A 16,844-nucleotide genomic window follows, 5' to 3' on the forward strand; every position below is an offset into this window, starting at 1 on the left:
CGTAGCTTGGGGCGCGATTTATGTCCCCACAACCAAGAGGTGTCAACCAGATATGTGCGCGTAGCATATAATTGACATCAGCATATATTCTTGCTAACGCGCTATGGGATGAGCAGCAACGCATCCGGCAGTCCGGACCGATTTCCAGCCCTGTTCCAGACGCGCGGCGACCGGGATCTCGCCGATCTGGCGCGCGGCAGCGGCCTGTCCGAACCGGCGGCCGAGGCCGTGGCCGCCATCGATGCGGTAATGAGCAAGGTGCGCCGCTCGATCCAGCGCCGCGACTTCGGCCGCATGATCCTGGCGCGCGTAGACCCTTCGCTGGAAGTGAGCCATCTCGATGCGATCAGCGCCATCGCGAACAATCCGGTTTTCAGCGCTACCCAGCAGGATGAGGTGACGGTTGGCGTCATCGCCGAGCGCCTCGAGATCGATCCGTCGCGCGCCAGCCGCATCGCGGCCGACCTCGTCGAACGCGGCTATGCCTGCCGTGTCGCATCGCAACGCGATGCCCGCCGCATCTGCCTCAAACTCACCGCCAAGGGTGAGCGCCTCGTGGCGGCGGTGCGCCAGACCAAATGGCGGATTTTCGCCGGATCTCTGGCACAGTGGGATGAGCAGGACCTAGTAAGGTTCGCCACCTTGCTGGAACGCTTCGCCGGTTGGGCCATGGACGAAGCCGGGATGAAAAGATCCGCCGAGGCCGTCAAGCAGTTGATGGACGAGATGCTGCCCGAAACGAAATAGGCGGCACGGCGTGGACGCTCACCCATGTGTGCGAGCCGTTCGATAGCCCTTGACGCTCGAGTCGCGTCGGATCGTTATCGGTCGAAGAAACCGGCGTCCTCTTCCGCCAGGTATTTCTTCGCCGCTTTGGCATCGATGTCGAGGCCGAGTCCCGGAGCTTCGAGCAGGTCCACCATGCTATCCCTGACGATCTGCCCCTTGGGCAGACCAACAACGATGTCCTCCCACCACGGGTCGGAGGCGCTGGGGTATTCGAAGGCGATGTAGTTGGCCGGCAGCGTGGCGCAGACATTGATCAGCGCGCCGAGGCCCAGCAGACCGTTCGCCGTGCCGTGCGGCGCCATCATGATCGAGTGCATATAGGCATGCTCGGCCACCCATTTGAGCTCGGCGATACCGCCGATGTCGGCGGGATCCGGGCCGATGACGCGCACCGCCTGTGTTTCGATCAGTTCCTTGAAATTATGGCGCAGATAAATCTGTTCGCCCGTATGGATCGGGGTGGACGTCGATGTCGTGAGTTCGCGATAGGCTTGCGGGTTGACCCATGGCACGTAGTCGCCGGTCAGCATGTCCTCCAGCCACATCAGATTGTATTTTTCCACCGCCCGCGCGAAGCGGATGGCGTCGGGCAGGAACCAGCCGGGGCCGCAATCCAGCGCCAGCGAAACCTTGTCGCCGAGCACCTCCTTCATGGCGACGACGCAGTCGATCATATGCGCCATGCCGCGCTCGCTGATCTGCCCCTGGTCCATCGCGCCGTGATAGGTCGGCGGCTGACGCACGCCGTAGTGGAAGCCGGGGACGCTGGTCTTCATGTTGGAATGAAAGCTGATGCCTTGCTTGACCATGAAGAAAGCTTCCGGCCGCTCCATCATCCATTTGACGTCGGCCGCGTAATCCTCCGGCCTGTCGCCGGTGCGCTTCTTGCGGATGGAGCCGTTGTAGACCCGCACCTTGTCGCGCACCTTGCCGCCGAGCAGCTTGTAGACCGGGACGCCGGCGGCCTTGCCGGCGATGTCCCACAGCGCATGCTCTATGGCGCTGACGGCGGCGCCGTAGGGCTTGAACGAGCCGCGCTGCCGGATCTTCAGCATCACGCGTTCGACATCCGTCGGGTCCTCGCCGATCAGCGCGTCGCGGAAATGCAGCACCCAGGGTTTCAGATAAGGCTTGGTGTACTCGACCTCGCCGAGGCCATGGAGGCCTTCGTCGGTGACGATGCGCACGATGGGGTGCCTGCCGATGACGGCGCACCTGAGATCGGTGATCTTCATGATGTCCTCTATTTCACCGACGAGAAGGCGGTTGGCGCGAGAAACTGGCTGGAAATATTGGCCAGGATCGGGCCATCGCGCTCGGACTCGTCGCGGGCCTCGAGCCATACCGGATCGGTGGTGAAGGCCTTCCATTTCACTTCGCGCTCGGCCAAGGATTCCCAGGCGACGAAATAGGTCAGTCGATTGCTGCTTTCGCCGACCACCGTGGTGAAGAACCCGGCTTGGCGGATGCCGTGCTTATCCCACAGCGCCAAGGTATGGTCGTTGAAACGCTTGAGCAGCGCCGGCAGCTGGCCCGGCACGCAGTCGTAAATGCGAAGTTCGTAGATCATGGTTGATCCTTCTGTTTACTTCTCCCTTCGGGGAGAGGTGTAGCGTCAGCTCCAGGTGCGGTCCCAGGAGTATTCGTCGTCCCAGTGGTCGGTCGGCTGCCAGATGCCTTTGACGCCGTCCTGCAGATGCTGGCTGATGACCTCGTCGACCACATCGTCTATGCCGAGGCCCGGTTTATCGTGCACGGTGATGAACCCGTCCTTGACCAGCGGCTTGGGCAGGCCGGTGACGATGTCGTCCCACCAGTCGACTTCGACGCTGTGATATTCGAGCGCCATGAAGTTTTCCGTCGCCACCGCGACATGCGCGGCGGCCATTGCCGCGATCGGGCTTTCCGCCATGTGAATGGCCATGGCGACGCCATGCTCCTGCGCCGCGTCGCCGATCTTCTTGGTCTCGAGAATGCCGCCGGTGGTCAGCAGATCCGGATGGATGACCGAGATGCCGGCGTTGAGCAGCGGCTCGAAGCCTTCCTTGAGGTAGATGTCCTCACCCGTGCAGATCGGCACCGAGGTCGCCTGCTGCAACTGCCGATACTGCTCGGTGTACTGCCAGGGGATCACGTCCTCGAGCCAGGCCGGTGCGTATTTCTCGATCCGCCGGGCCAGACGGATGCCGTCCTGCAGCGAGATGTGGCCGACATGGTCGATGGCGAGCGGGACCTCGTAGCCGATCACCTCGCGGACCTCGTGAATATATCGATCGAGCAGGTCGAGGCCCTTTTCGGTGAAATGGAGGCCGGTGAAGGGATGCGGCACGTTCTGCGCATCATAGGCGGCGTTGCGCGCCCGGCGCTCGTCCAGCGTGCGTGCCGGGCCGCGAGCGGCATGGCTGCGGAAACCGTCGAGCACGCCGGCCGGCGCCACCACTGCGCCCGGGATATGGGAGATCTGCGCCAGCCCGAGGTCCATCTTGAGGAAGGTGAAACCGAGATCCATCCGCGCCTTGAGCCGCTTTCCGGTCTCGGTGCCACTGGGCTTGTCCGCGTCGGTGTCGCAATAGACACGCACCTTGTCGCGAAACCGTCCCCCCAGCATCTGGTAGATCGGCACGCCATACGCCTTGCCGGCGAGGTCCCAAAGCGCGATCTCGACTGCCGAGACGCCGCCACCTTGCCGTCCATGGCCACCAAATTGCTTGATGCGCCGGAACAGCCGGTCGACGTCGCAAGGGTTCTCGCCCAGCAACCGGCTCTTCAGCATCAGCGCATAGGTCGCGCTGGCGCCGTCGCGCACTTCGCCCAGGCCGACAATGCCCTGGTTGGTGTAGATCTTGACCAGCGCGGAGGTGAACGGCGCGCCGACGATCTCGGCAACGCGCAGGTCGGTGATGCGCAGGTCGCTCGGCCTGGAGTTCGTATTTACCCGATTGAGCGCCTCGCCGGCGCTACCCGTCTTTGCCATGGCTTATCCTCGTTCTGATTGGTGGCGCCCCGCACCCCCGGCCTGCATAAGCGTTGCTAGCCAAGCTCTATCTCGTGGGCCTGCAGGTAGTCTCGGTTCATCTCGACACCGAGACCCGGCTTCGACGCCAGCTTGAGGCTGCCGTTCGAGACATCGAGTGGCTCGTCGATGAGGTGATTATATTTGTCCAGGTTCCACTCCGACGTTTCGAGCTTGTAGAAGTTGGGAACCGTCATCATCACCTGCGCTCCCGCAACCACATTGATCGGTCCCGCGGCGTCATGGGGCGAGACCGGGATGTAGTAGGCTTCGCACAGGGCGGAAATCTTCTTCAGTTCGGTAATGCCGCCGGTCCAGGTAACGTCCGGCATGATGTAGTCCGCAAGCCTGTTCTCGAGCACCGGCACGAAATCCCATTTGGTGTGGCCGCGCTCGCCCCACGAGATGGCGGCACTGACCTTCTCACGCACTTGCTTGAGAGCATTGAGGCTTTCTGGCGGGCATGGCTCCTCGAACCAGTCGATCTGGCCGGCTTCCTCGAGGCTTCGGCAGAGGCGAATGGCGGTGGGGACGTCGAAGCGGCCATGCGCGTCGATGAGAATGTCGACATCGGGCCCCGCCGTTTCACGGATCAAAGCCGTTAGTTCGGCAGCCTCGCGCTCGTCCTTGCGGGTCATGCTGCCATCGAGGTAGCCGTCCCGCTGTTCGCGCGCCAAGCCATCGGCGATGCGGCCCTGGTGGGGGAAAGGATCGAACTTCAGCCCGGTGTGTCCGGATTCGACGATGTCTCGAATTTCGCGGACCACAGCCTCCTTGCTGGTAAACTTGGCCTGGTTGGGATGGGTATAGAGCGCGATTTCATCGCGCACCGGTCCGCCCAGCAGCTCGTAGATCGGCTTGCCTAGAACTTTGCCGCGAATGTCCCAGAGCGCTATGTCGATAGCGCTCACGCATTCGACTGCGGCGCCGCGGCTGCCCATATAGGTGAAGCTGCGGAAAATCTTGTGCCAGAGATGCTCGATGCGCACCGGATCCTCACCTGTGACGGCAACACCGATCTGCCGCAGGATCGTGCACAGCGCGCGGTTGGCGAGCCTTGTGGTGGTGGTGATTTCCCCCCAGCCACTCACCCCTTCGTCGGTCGTCACCTCGACGAACAGGAACTCTCCCCAATAGGAAGCATCGGACTTGATCAGCCACGGCCGAACGCTCGTGATTTTCATCTCTCAACTACCTCTGTCTGATGGCTGGACCAATGATGTTCTGGGCTGGAAACTCTATCCGGCCCGAGCGGCATTGCGCGCACGCATCTGTTCGAGGACGTGCCGACCGGAACCCTCGACATGGCGGGAAATGAGTTCGGCCGCCTCGTCGGCATTTCCCGCTCTGATATGCGCGATGAGCTCGCGGTGTTCACGCATAATGGCGGCCCGCCGCGCGAGCGTGAAATTGAAACGCCGGCTCACGGCTCGCAGCACTTCGCGATGCTTCCACCAAAGCTCGGCGGCATGGCGGTTGTAGTGGCGCTGGTACATCACGGTGTGGAAGGCGGTATCCAGTTCACTGTGCCGCAATGTGTCGGTGAAGTTGTTCTCTTCGATCAGAGCCTGGATGCGTTCGAGTTCGGCGATGTCCTCGCCGGTCGCCATGTTCACGAACCATCGCGTCAGGGCCGGCTCGATCAGGACTCCGATCTCGTAGATATCCCGGACAAAATCCTGGTCTATGGGCCGGACGCGCGCGCCACGGTTGGCGACAAAGGTGACGAAGCCCTCCCCTCGCAACAGCTGCAGCGCCTCGCGTACGGGGTTGGTCGAGGTGCCGTGACGCCGGGCGAGATCGGTGACCACAAGCCGTTCGTTGGCGGCGAGCCGTCCCTCGATGATGTCTTCCCGGATCAGCTCATAAAGCGAGGCGCCCTCGCTGGACGCCCCGATGGGATCAATCCCCACGGGTGGCTCTGCTTTGAAATCACTTGTTTCGGCCAAAGCCGGCTCCCCCGATTAGTACATCGCATGCTCGATATCATACACGCGTTTTGCAAACAATGTACGATCGGGTGCGTTGACAGGCAATCCACGATCTGAAAACGTACCAGATGATCGAAGGGATACATTGAGCAGAAGGACGCATCCCGCACGGTCGGACGAGCCCCTTGGCGCACAGCGGCATGGGAGAATCTGGGAGGATACTATGACGAGGATTACACTCGGCGGTGCCGTCCTGCGCGGCACTGTCGCCACTGCTTTGATGGCGTCGCTCATGTCGGGATCGGCGCTGGGTTCGCCGCCAGTCGATTTGAGCAAGTGGTCGCCGGAATATGTGCGCTCCATCGCCGGCACACAGGATTTCGACACGGCCGCCGATTGCGGCAAGGTCACTCCGCTCGACTACAAGGGGCGACTGACGTTCTGGTATCAGGGCGTGTTCGAGGGCGACCCCGACCTGCTGCGTCAGTACTACAAGGATTTCTTCGAGACCTTCCGCAAGACCTATCCGAACATCCAGCTCGAGGATCAGGCCCTCACCTACAACGACCTTCTCGACAAGTTCCGCACGGCGCTGCTGGGCAATGCCGCGCCGATGGCGGTCCGCCTGCAAATCCTGGGCGGAACCGAGTTCGCCTCGAAGGGTTATCTGCAGCCGCTCAAGCCGGAAGATGTGGGCTATCCCACAGAGGATTTCTGGCCCGGCGCCATGAAGGCGGTAACCTGGGATGGCGTGACCTACGGCATTCCCACCAACAATGAGACGATGGCGTTCATCTGGAACGCCGACATTTTCAAGCGTGCGGGCCTCGATCCGGACAAGGCTCCGGCTACCTGGGACGACGTCGTCAAATATTCCAAGCAGATCCATGACAAGCTCGGCATTGCCGGCTACGGCCTCGTGGCGCGCAAGAACGCCGGCAACACGCCGTACCGCTTCATGCCGCAGCTATGGGCCTATGGCGGCGGTGTCTTCGACGAAGCCTCCGCGAACCCGACCTATAAGGAGGTCGAGCTCAATAGCCCGCAGAGCAAGGCGGCGTTGCAAGCCTCCTACGACATGTATGTTCGCGACAAGTCGGTTCCGGTTTCGGCCCTCACCAACCAGCAGGCCGATAACCAGCCCCTGTTCGTCGCCGGCCAACTCGGCATGATGGTCTCGCACCCGTCCGACTATAACGTCATGCTCGACCTGCAGAAGAAGGCAACGGGCGCCGACAAGGACAAGGCGCAGACCGTCATCGACAACATGCGCTATGGCCTGATTCCGACCGGCCCCGACGGCAAGCGGGCGGTCGTGTTTGGTGGCTCGAACATTCACATCCTGAAGCCCGAATATGTCGAGGGCGGCAAGGTGGACGAGCCGGCCGCAAAGGCCATCATCTGCATGTGGACGAGCCCTGAATGGTCGTTGAAGATGGCGTATGCCGGCTCGAACCCAGGCAACCTCAACGGCTTCAAGACCAAATGGATGAAGGAACGTCTGGACAACATCAAGTTCCTCGATGTCACGACCTCGATGTTGCCATACGGCATTCCGTTTCCGGCGCTGCCGCAATCCCCCGAGATCATGAATATCATCGTCCCGGACATGCTGCAGAACGCCCTGACCGGAGCGATGACCGTCGACCAGGCAGCGGACGACGCGGCCGAGAAGGTGAAAAACCTGATGGACGGACTCTAGTCCGGGCCTGACCTGCGATCCGGCCGGCTGCGCCGATAGTGCGTGCAGCCGGTTTGCTCCGAACAACAAGGGCACGCCATCGTGACGATCGTGACCGGGAAGGCCGAGGCTCGCCGAAGATTGCAACCCGGTAGCTCCGGGGTGCTGCGGAATATCTGGGAGCATCGCGCCGACTACGCTTACGTGCTTCCAGCGATCGCCGTGATGCTCATCGTCATCGCCTATCCGATCTACTACACGGTCGAGCTGTCGTTCTTTAAGACGCCGCCTGGCCTGCAGCTCCGCGACAAGACCTTTATCGGATTGGACAACTACACGGCCATCGTCACCAGTCAGGTGTTCTGGAAAGTCACCTTGAACACCCTGATCTGGACGATCGCATCCACCTTCGTTGCCTTTGCCTTGGGATTTGCCGCCGCGCTGGCCCTCCACCGCGAGTTTATCGGCCGGGGTGTCCTGCGCGCTATCCTGATCATTCCCTGGGTCATCAGCGCGGTTGCCGCCTCCTATATCTGGAAGTGGATTTACCATTCGGACTTCGGCATCATCGGCGCGGTGGTGGTCGGCCTCGGATTGGCAGACCGGCCGCCGAACTTCATCGACAACGTCAGCACGGTGCTGCCCTCCTTGATCGTCGTCAACATCTGGCGCGAGTTTCCGTTTGCCATGATCATGATGATGGCCGGCTTGCAGACGGTCCCCGACCAGTTGCTGCGCGCCGCGGAAGTCGACGGGGCCAATGCATGGCAGCGTTTCTGGCACGTCACCTTCCCGCATCTGCGCAACGTCTCGACGGTGACGATCCTGCTGCTCGCAGTGGCCAATTTCAATTCCTTCATCATCCCGTGGATCATGACCGGTGGTGGGCCGTCGAACGCTTCGCACATCTGGATCACCCACATTTATGAGCTCGCCTTCGGCCGGCAGCGATGGGGTGTCGCATCGGCCTATTCGGTACTCCTGTTCCTCATGCTGATGGTGCTGGGCTACTTCTACGTCCGTGCGCTGGCCGGCAACGAGCGCAAAGAGGGGAGCGCATGAGCACGATCGTCGAGACAGTCCCTCGACGTCCGGCCCGGCGCCGCATGCACATCGACGGATGGCGTTGGGCCGGGCGCATCTTCCTCGTGTTCATGCTGCTTTACACCGCGTTGCCGATGATCTGGATGCTGATCACCTCGATCAAGTCCGGCTTCGCGGCGATGCAGTTCCCACCGCAATGGTGGCCGGAAGAGCCTACCCTGGCCAGCTACCAGAAGCTGCTCGATCCGCAAAACAGCGTCGGCCAGGACTTCCTGCGTTTTTTCTGGAACAGCCTCTACGTGTCGACCGTCACCACAATCCTTTCGGTGATCGTGGCCGTTCCTGCGGCCTACGCCTTTTCGCGCTTTCGTTTCCCCGGTCGAAACTTCCTGTTCTTCACCGTGCTTTTGCGCAACATGTTCCCGGCGGTGATCTTTCTCGTGCCGCTCTTCATCCTGATGCGCGCGATCGGGCTGGTGAACACGCATGGCTCGCTCATTCTCACCTATCTCACCTTCGGCCTGCCGCTGGCGATCTGGCTGCTCAAGGGCTTTTACGACAACATTCCGGTGCAGCTCGAGCAGGCGGCGCGGATCGATGGGGCGACCCGGTTCCAGGCCTTCATCCTGATCGTGATGCCGCTCTCGACGCCCGGAATCATCGCCACCGCGATCTATTCCTTCATTGGCGCCTGGAACGAGTACATCTATGCCTACACCTTCCTTTCCAAGAACGAGCAGTTGACCCTGCCGGTCGGCATACAGCGTTTCTTCTCGGAGAATACGACGGACTTTCCGGGCCTGATGGCGGCCAGCTTCATGATGAGCGTGCCCGTCGTGGTGCTGTTCCTCCTCCTGCAACGATACTTCGTACGCGCCCTTACAGAAGGCGCGGTCAAACACTAGAGCCGGATGATTTCAGGTCTGTTCGACCTCAAATCTGAATCCGCCTCTAAATCAAAGAGATAGAGCATGATGTCGTCCGAAAACCGCTTCACACTTTTCGGCATCATGCCGTAGGGAGTTGCCGATGGCCCACGTGGTCCTGAGAGATCTCGTCAAGACCTATGGCGGCTTCAAAGCTGTCAACGACGTTTCGCTGACGGTCAATGACGGCGAGTTCGTTGCGCTCGTCGGCCCTTCGGGCTGCGGCAAGACAACCACGCTCAATCTTGTCGCGGGATTGATCCCGGTCACATCGGGCGACATCGTCATCGGCGACCGCGTGGTCAACGACCTCGACCCCAAGGACCGGGACATCGCGATGGTGTTCCAGAACTACGCGCTCTACCCGCAGAAATCGGTCTACAAGAACCTGGCGTTCCCGCTGCAGATGCGCAAGCTGCCCAGGGACGAGATCGACAGGAAGGTCAAGGAAGCGGCGCGCGTGCTCGACATGACGCACCTGCTCGAGCGCAAGCCGCGCGAACTTTCAGGCGGGCAGCAGCAACGTGTCGCCTTGGGGCGCGCCCTCGTCCGCGACCCTGCCGTTTTCCTCATGGACGAGCCGCTCTCCAACCTCGACGCCAAACTGCGCGTCCAGATGCGCTCGGAGATCAAGCGCTTCCACCAGGACCTCAAGGCGACCATCATCTATGTCACGCACGACCAGCTCGAAGCCGTGACCATGGCCGACAAGATGGCGGTGATGAACGGCGGCTACCTGTTGCAATACGATTCTCCGGCGCAGGTCTTTGCCCATCCGGTGAACATGTTCGTCGCCAGCTTCATCGGCAGCCCGGCGATGAGCCTTGTTCCACTGGAGGCATCGACAGCAAACGGCAACACTGCGTTGACCGGCGCGGAGGGCTGGAGCCTTGAGCTCTCGCCGCTCAACGCCCGGAAGGTTGCGAAGGCAACGTCGAGGAAAGTCGTGCTCGGCGCACGTCACTCGACCATCAGGCTCCACAAGAGCGCGGTGCCAGGCAGCGTCCCGGCCAGGGCCTATACAGTGGAGCCGACCGGAGACGTCACCTTCGTGCAGGCGTTGCTGTCAGGCGCCATCGTCAACATCAGCGTGTCCCCCAACATCGCCGTCGCACCTGACGAGCAGATCTGGCTCGAGTTCGACCAGGAGCGGCTGCATCTGTTCGATGGCGAAACTGAACTGGCCCTCAAGGCCGGCTGAGACAAGACGGGGTTCATTGGGAAGGTTGGGGATGACTGAAAAGCTTAAGATCACCGCGATCAAACCCTATCCTGTATGGGTTGGAACGCGTAATCAGATGCTCGTCAAGATCGAGACCGACCAAGGCGTCTTCGGCTGGGGCGAGAGCGGCTTGAGCGGGCGCGAAAAGGCCGTTGCCGGCGCGGTCGAGCATTATCGCGAATTTCTCATCGGCCGCGATCCTATGCAGATCGGGCGGATCTGGCAGGAGGCATATCGCAGCCAGTACTTCGAAGGCGGGCGCGTTCTGCAGGCGGCGATCTCCGCCATCGACATCGCCCTGCACGACATCAAGGGCAAGGCGCTGGGGGTGCCGGTCTACGAACTGCTGGGCGGCAAGCAGCGCGACTGCATCCCCACCTTCGCCTCGACCGGAGACGAGGCCGAGGGCGATGCCGCCATCGAACGAGCCCGGGAGCTGCGCGCACGGGGGTGGCAGGCGATCCGCTTGTTCCCCGCAGGGCAAAGCAGCAGGGACATCTTCGAACCCCGCGAGTCGATCGGCGCTACCGCAAGCATGCTGAACAAGGCGCGCGAGGCGCTGGGCGACGACGTCGTCCTCGGCATCGACTATCATCATCGGCTGTCGGTGGCAGAGGCGGCGAGCTTCTGCAACAAGCTCGGCCGCGGCGTGCTTGATTTTCTCGAGGAGCCGATCCGCGACGAGACACCTGAAGCCTACGAATCCCTGCGCAGGATGACCGACATTCCCTTTGCCATCGGCGAGGAATTTGCCAGCAAGTGGCAGTTCCTGCCCTACATCGAGCGCGGCATCCATCAGTTCAACCGTCTCGATGTCTGCAATGTCGGCGGGCTCACCGAGGCGATGAAGGTCGCTGGCTGGAGCGAGGCGCACTATGTCGACCTGATGCCGCACAATCCGCTTGGTCCGGTGTGCACGGCCGCGACCCTGCATCTCGCCGCCGCCGTACCCAACTTCGCGTGGCTCGAGACCAGGGAACCCGAGACGAAGCTGGGCTTCGACAATTCCGACTTCTTCCCCGTGCAGCCACGGCTCGACGGTGCCGACTATCCGGTCAGCGACCTGCCGGGCCTCGGCGTCGAGGTCAACGAAGCGGCGGTCCAGGCGGAGGCTTTTCGTTTCTGGGAAGCGCCTCACCTCAGGCGCCGGGACGGGTCTGTTACGAACTGGTAGTTCCATCTCAACCGGAGTCCACAATGACGCATATCCCTGACATCACGCGACCGTCCAAAGACCTCATTGACGCCCTGAGGGAAATCGGCGCCGCGACGGTTGCCGGCACGCTGGGCCACATGGGTTTCCGCAATCCTCACATGGTCGGTCCGGTGGCGCAGAACCATGGGAAGTCGATCGTCGGGCCGGCGCTGACGCTGCAGTTCCTGCCGCAGCGGCCGGACCTCTTCAGCGAGGGAGAATACGCCGACCCGGAAACGCAACTGCACCGGCACGTGCTCTATCACGCGCAGGAAGGCGATGTGGTCGTCGTCGACGCGCGCGGCGACATGAGCTCGGGCGTCTTCGGCGATATGATGTCGACCTATTTCAAGGGCAGAGGCGGCGCGGGCATCGTCATCGACGGCTGCATGCGCGACCGGCCCAATGTCGAGAAGCTCGATCTGCCCCTATGGCTGCGCGGCTGGACGCCCAACTACCATGTGCAAACCAGCATCTATCCGAACGCCGTCAACGTTCCGATAGCCTGTGGTGGTGTCACGGTGATCCCGGGCGACATTATCATCGCAGACGACGACGGGGCGGTTGTGCTTCCCGTCGCAATGGCGGCAAAGGTAATTGAAGAATCGAAAAAACATCACGATTGGGAGGAGTTCTCGCGCGAGAAGCTCATGCAGGGCGCCCCGCTGCAGCGCTACTATCCGCTGCACGACGATGCTCGCGGCGAATATGAGGAGTGGCGCAAAGCCAATCGTCCGGCGGATTGACGCAGGCATTCAAGACGATCCATATGTGCGGTGAAATTCGATGTGCCCCCCGGCAGACTACTGGGGGCCGTCTCAGCCGGGACCGCGCCGCCGACGGACGTCCCGATCAAGAAAGGCGCTTTCCTCTGGCGAGGCGGCGGCTCCGACGCGGAAGGCGAACGACGTGACCCGCGTCGCATTGATGTCGATACCGCACCGAAAGCTCAGATGGTACCATGTCGTTGCCGTGCGGAAAGCGGTGTCTGGGGCGTCAAGAACATTGCCGGCCTTGAGCGGAATGCTTGGGATCAATTGGGGAGAATAAGAGGCGTCGTTCAACTCTTGCTCAAGAACGCTGGCGCAAAGTCTGGCGGCCCGTTGATCGCGAGGCACGTCGGCCATCGAGTTCGTTGCGAACACATCACCGGTAGCGCCTTGCGAAAAGAGTTTGCGAACGCCCGGAAGGCCCGAATATGGCCGCGGTGTAGCCGAGGCCACGTCGATGGAGTTTGGCTCTTCGGTGATTCCGCGTCCTGACTTCGTAGCCTTTGCGGGGCGGCGTTTCGGCACGTTTTCGGGTCTGGTCCGAGGCGCCTGAGCCGACGCGGGAAGCTCGATCTCACCGTCGTCCCCATGGGCAGCCAAAGGCATTGCGGCCGCGGATGCCTGTTTGTCAGCGGGTGGGGTCGCAGCCTCCCGTTTGTCCGCTTCCGGCTTCTCATTAATCTTGGCTGACTCTGCCGGCTCTCCGGCGTCTGGCGCTGGGGCGGGTTTACTCTCCGCATACTTTGGCGCGACAGCCGACTGTGGCTCGTTATCCTTGGCCGGCGATGGCGCATTGTCTTGAGCGCTGCCTCCATCCAAGGATTTTTTGGGGCCAGTGTCTTTGTCGCCGAACTGAAAAACAGGCTTCAGGACCTCGATCGGCGGCAGCTTTTCCGGTGCCGGCTTTTCAACCTTCTGCTCCGGCGGCTTTCCAGGTTGCGGTGGCGGCGGCGCGGGAGCGGGTTTCGGTTTTGGCTGTTCGGGCGGCGGCACGAGCGCGACGTTCACCGGTTGCTCCTCCTGCGGCTGCTCGGGAGGAATGGGCAGGCCGTAGACCAGGAACGCAGTGATAAGCGCGTGCAGGACCAGCGATGCGGGCAAGGCCCACAGCAAAGTCCGCCGCCGCTCGGATGTCTCGGTCTTCATCCCTTTCGATGTGGAGCGAAACTGCGGCCGCATCAAGCATGGCCACTGCATTGGCACGATTTAGCCGCAGCTCAGCAGTGAGGAGACGACGCCTGATTGCTTCTCGCCGCCGGCTCCATTCTCTGCATGCCCGCCTCCAATCTCAGCGACGCAGGCTGGCGTCGCGGGCACGCTCGCGGAGCTCTTCGCGAGAAAGGCCCGCATCCGCCAATATGCTGTCTGGAAGCCGCCTCAAGCTCGCAAGCGTCTGGCGATAGGCAAGCCAGCGGGCGAAACGGTGTCGAAGTTCATGCAACATGATCGTCTCCTTGGCGAGCAGGATACCCACGCTCTTGGATTGGTCGAAAACGCAAAGCAATCGCGCAAAGCGTATGCACGATCGAACGGATTGCGCTGACTGCCTGGCCAACCGAGGTGCCTGTCATTTTCCCGCCAGGGCAGAATTATCAAGCGCTTCCAATGCCTATATACTTGCGCGTGATGGCCGCTTCGCGCTACAGCCACGGTCGCAAGGAGTTTTTCATTTCTGCAAAATGGATATTGGCTGGGACGATCTGAGGTTGTTTCTCGACGTTGCGCGGCTGGGTGGCCTGAGCGCGGCTACGGCAACCACGCGCCTCAGCGCAGCCACACTGGGACGACGCGTCACCGCGCTCGAAAAGCAGATCGGCGAAGCGCTGTTCGTACGGCAGCAGACCGGCTACCGGCTAACCCCGGTCGGTGAAGAACTGCTGCGGCGCGCCGAAGACGTCGAAGCAGCAATGCAGTCGCTGACCCGCTGGCGCGAGGGAAACCTGCCCGACCGCATTGTCCGCGTCTCGGCCGGGCCTTGGACCTCGGCCTTCGTTTCGGCCCATATCGGCGAAATCTGGACGGTCGATGACGGCATCAGGGTGGAACTCGTCACCACCACCGACCGGGTCGACATCGGTCGCCGCGCCGCCGATATCGGCATCCGCAGCGAGCGTCCAACCGAACAGTGGCTGGCCGGCCGCCAGAGCGGCAAGGTCGCGTATGCCATTTATTCCGGACGCCACCTGATCAACGGCATCGCTGCCGGCTTGTTCGTCGGCGTCACCGGCGAAGGAGCAAACGTCGCCTCGGCGCGCTGGCTGCAAGCCCATCATGGCGACCGCATCGCCGTGCGAGGCAACAACACCCATTCGGTGCGAGAACTTGTGGCCGCGGGCGCCGGCCTTTCCGTGTTTCCGTGTTTCGTCGGCGACAGCGATCCGCGGCTGGTTCGCGTCGCTCAGCCTATCCCCGAACTCGAAACCGACCAGTGGATCGTCACCCATCATGAGGAACGCCACTCCCCGCCAGTACGAAAGATTGCCGACCGGATTGCCGCTCTGATGCGGGCCCATCAGCCGTTGTTTCGCGGCAAGATGCCGATCCGCTAAGCGTCAGGCGTCGATCGGCCGCCAGATTCTCAAGGTTCTCGCGCGTGAGGCGGGCGCGTGAAGCTTGAAGGGGTTGGATCCCGGATTGTGGATTTTCGCTGGCCAGAAGCCGAGCGAATTCCGGAACATTGGACTAGACCCATTCAAAAGGTCGGCTCATTCAGGCGTATATGATACAAGTCCCACATCTTGTCTTGCCGCAAAGTTCACCCTCTGATTCCCTGTGCCAAGGCGATAGAACCTGATTCTTGCACCTGGCGTGTTCAAGCGGCGCGTTCCGGGAACTTTTTTGTCGATCAATTCCAAGGAGACAAGACGATGAGCACCGCGGCAAGGCCCGTCATCTCGGAAATGCGGCCGAAGATAACCGTCATTGGTGTGGGCGGTGGCGGCGGCAACGCGGTCAACAACATGATTGCCGAAAATCTGCAGGGTGCGGAGTTCATCGTCGCCAACACCGATGCCCAGGCACTGACCATGTCGAAAGCATCGCGGCTGATCCAGCTGGGTGCCCATGTCACGGAAGGCCTGGGCGCCGGGTCGCTGCCCGCGGTCGGCCGCGCGGCAGCCGAGGAATCGATCGACGAGATCAGGGACCACCTTGCGGGAACCCATATGTGCTTCGTGACCGCCGGCATGGGAGGCGGAACTGGAACCGGTGCCGCGCCCGTCATAGCGAACGCTGCACGGGCAGCCGGCATCCTGACCGTGGCCGTCGTCACCAAGCCGTTCACCTTCGAAGGGAAGCGCCGCATGCAAGCCGCCGAAGAGGGCATCGAGCAGCTTCGCGAATGCGCCGATACCGTGATCGTTATTCCGAACCAGAACCTCTTCAGGATCGCCGACGCAAAGACGACTTTCGCGGACGCCTTCGCCATGGCTGATCGCGTCCTTTATTCCGGCGTCGGCTGCATAACCGATCTCATCGTCAAGGAGGGGCTGATCAATCTCGACTTCGCCGACGTGAAGTCGGTGATGCGCGACATGGGTCGCGCAATGATGGGTACCGGGGAAGCCACGGGCGAGGACCGCGCCAGGAAGGCCGCCGAAGCGGCGATAGCAAACCCGCTTCTCGACGAAGCCTCGATGATCGGCGCCAAGGGCGTCCTGGTCTCGATCTCGGGCGGCATGGACATGACGCTGTTCGAAGTCGATGAGGCCGCCACCCGCATCCGCGAGGAGGTCGACGCCGACGCCGACATCATCGTCGGCGCCATATTCGACCGGGCACTCGCCGGAAAATTCAGGGTCTCAGTCGTCGCGACAGGATTGCGGCAGGGCCTGGAGATACCGCAGTAGGCAGGATCCGGGCTGCTGATTTATGAGTCTGGTGGACCGTGGTCATGGGCTTCGCCACCGAAAAGTCGGCCCAAGCCCGCACCATTGAACTTGCCGGTGAATTCGCGTTGCCGGCCTAGAGACCGAATTTGTTTCGAGGCCGCTGCCACGAATGCGCGAACTCGCATCAGCGCCGCCGCGGAACCGCTCCCAACTGCAACCGCGCCGCGAATGCGCTTCGACCCGGATCCCCAACAGGAGGCCATACAGATTGACCGCGGCAGACATTTCGCCTGCGATATGGCCAGCGTCTGCTGACCACATGATCGGCCCTTTCTGATCGGTGATGCGGGCTCGCTGGATATGGCACAATAAAACCGGCATGGGTCAGACGTCGGGAGCGTCCAGTGGCGGCCAGCCTCGCAAGCGCTATATCGAAGAAAAAC

Annotated in this window: 16 protein-coding genes; 9 read left to right on the forward strand and 7 right to left on the reverse strand. The window is 61.9% G+C overall.

Going from position 1 to position 16,844, the window contains the following annotated elements; translation table 11 throughout:
* Positions 1-108: 108 nt before the first annotated feature.
* Positions 109-747, forward strand: a complete 639-nt coding sequence (locus ACYG9Z_RS05125; RefSeq protein ID WP_023739519.1) for a MarR family winged helix-turn-helix transcriptional regulator — start codon at positions 109-111, stop codon at positions 745-747.
* Positions 748-821: 74 nt separating this feature from the next.
* On the opposite strand, the gene ACYG9Z_RS05130 is transcribed toward ACYG9Z_RS05125, so the two are convergent.
* Genes ACYG9Z_RS05130 through ACYG9Z_RS05150 form a run of 5 tightly spaced genes read right to left on the reverse strand, consistent with a single transcriptional unit; the run spans position 822 to position 5,751 of the window.
* Entirely contained in the window at positions 822-2,024 is a 1,203-nt protein-coding gene (locus ACYG9Z_RS05130) for a mandelate racemase/muconate lactonizing enzyme family protein (protein WP_023752131.1), read from the reverse strand.
* An 8-nt stretch (positions 2,025-2,032) separates the two neighbouring features.
* Positions 2,033-2,359: an NIPSNAP family protein gene (locus ACYG9Z_RS05135; RefSeq protein WP_023752132.1), complete on the reverse strand. Its 327-nt coding sequence runs from the start codon at positions 2,357-2,359 to the stop codon at positions 2,033-2,035.
* A gap of 45 nt (positions 2,360-2,404) precedes the next feature.
* Positions 2,405-3,763: a mandelate racemase/muconate lactonizing enzyme family protein gene (locus ACYG9Z_RS05140; protein WP_023681195.1), complete on the reverse strand. Its 1,359-nt coding sequence runs from the start codon at positions 3,761-3,763 to the stop codon at positions 2,405-2,407.
* A gap of 56 nt (positions 3,764-3,819) precedes the next feature.
* On the reverse strand, positions 3,820-4,986 hold the full coding sequence (locus ACYG9Z_RS05145) for a mandelate racemase/muconate lactonizing enzyme family protein (RefSeq protein WP_023752135.1): 1,167 nt from the start codon (positions 4,984-4,986) through the stop codon (positions 3,820-3,822).
* Between the two features lie 54 nt (positions 4,987-5,040).
* Entirely contained in the window at positions 5,041-5,751 is a 711-nt protein-coding gene (locus ACYG9Z_RS05150) for a GntR family transcriptional regulator (protein WP_023739522.1), read from the reverse strand.
* Positions 5,752-5,956: 205 nt separating this feature from the next.
* Here ACYG9Z_RS05150 and ACYG9Z_RS05155 point away from each other — a divergent pair, with 205 nt between their 5' ends.
* The 6 genes from ACYG9Z_RS05155 (at position 5,957) to ACYG9Z_RS05180 (ending at position 12,547) form a co-directional block, all read left to right on the forward strand.
* Complete coding sequence (locus tag ACYG9Z_RS05155; RefSeq protein WP_023668101.1) at positions 5,957-7,435, forward strand: ABC transporter substrate-binding protein; 1,479 nt, start codon at positions 5,957-5,959, stop codon at positions 7,433-7,435.
* An 81-nt stretch (positions 7,436-7,516) separates the two neighbouring features.
* Positions 7,517-8,476 (forward strand): carbohydrate ABC transporter permease, encoded by a 960-nt coding sequence (locus ACYG9Z_RS05160; protein ID WP_023830842.1) that lies wholly within the window; start codon positions 7,517-7,519, stop codon positions 8,474-8,476.
* Positions 8,473-9,363, forward strand: a complete 891-nt coding sequence (locus ACYG9Z_RS05165) for a carbohydrate ABC transporter permease (protein WP_031244109.1) — start codon at positions 8,473-8,475, stop codon at positions 9,361-9,363. Before ACYG9Z_RS05160 ends, ACYG9Z_RS05165 begins: the two co-directional genes overlap by 4 nt.
* Before the next feature lie 124 nt (positions 9,364-9,487).
* Entirely contained in the window at positions 9,488-10,585 is a 1,098-nt protein-coding gene (locus tag ACYG9Z_RS05170; RefSeq protein WP_023739523.1) for an ABC transporter ATP-binding protein, read from the forward strand.
* A gap of 31 nt (positions 10,586-10,616) precedes the next feature.
* Positions 10,617-11,780: a mandelate racemase/muconate lactonizing enzyme family protein gene (locus tag ACYG9Z_RS05175; RefSeq protein ID WP_023752139.1), complete on the forward strand. Its 1,164-nt coding sequence runs from the start codon at positions 10,617-10,619 to the stop codon at positions 11,778-11,780.
* Between the two features lie 23 nt (positions 11,781-11,803).
* Positions 11,804-12,547, forward strand: a complete 744-nt coding sequence (locus tag ACYG9Z_RS05180; RefSeq protein WP_023752140.1) for a ribonuclease activity regulator RraA — start codon at positions 11,804-11,806, stop codon at positions 12,545-12,547.
* Positions 12,548-12,619: 72 nt separating this feature from the next.
* Here the strand turns inward: ACYG9Z_RS05180 and ACYG9Z_RS05185 are convergent, their stop codons facing one another.
* Both ACYG9Z_RS05185 and ACYG9Z_RS05190 read right to left on the reverse strand, forming a co-directional pair.
* Complete coding sequence (locus tag ACYG9Z_RS05185; RefSeq protein ID WP_023752141.1) at positions 12,620-13,717, reverse strand: DUF930 domain-containing protein; 1,098 nt, start codon at positions 13,715-13,717, stop codon at positions 12,620-12,622.
* A gap of 142 nt (positions 13,718-13,859) precedes the next feature.
* Positions 13,860-14,015, reverse strand: a complete 156-nt coding sequence (locus tag ACYG9Z_RS05190; RefSeq protein ID WP_023681184.1) for a DUF1127 domain-containing protein — start codon at positions 14,013-14,015, stop codon at positions 13,860-13,862.
* Positions 14,016-14,250: 235 nt separating this feature from the next.
* Between ACYG9Z_RS05190 and ACYG9Z_RS05195 the strand changes: the two genes are divergently transcribed.
* The gene (locus ACYG9Z_RS05195) at positions 14,251-15,120 is read left to right on the forward strand and encodes a LysR family transcriptional regulator (protein ID WP_023752143.1); all 870 of its coding nucleotides are present in this window, start codon (positions 14,251-14,253) and stop codon (positions 15,118-15,120) included.
* A gap of 318 nt (positions 15,121-15,438) precedes the next feature.
* Complete coding sequence (gene ftsZ, locus ACYG9Z_RS05200; RefSeq protein ID WP_023702103.1) at positions 15,439-16,419, forward strand: cell division protein FtsZ; 981 nt, start codon at positions 15,439-15,441, stop codon at positions 16,417-16,419.
* Positions 16,420-16,844 lie beyond the last annotated feature (425 nt).

The sequence above is a fragment of the Mesorhizobium sp. RSR380A genome, from assembly GCF_054719385.1.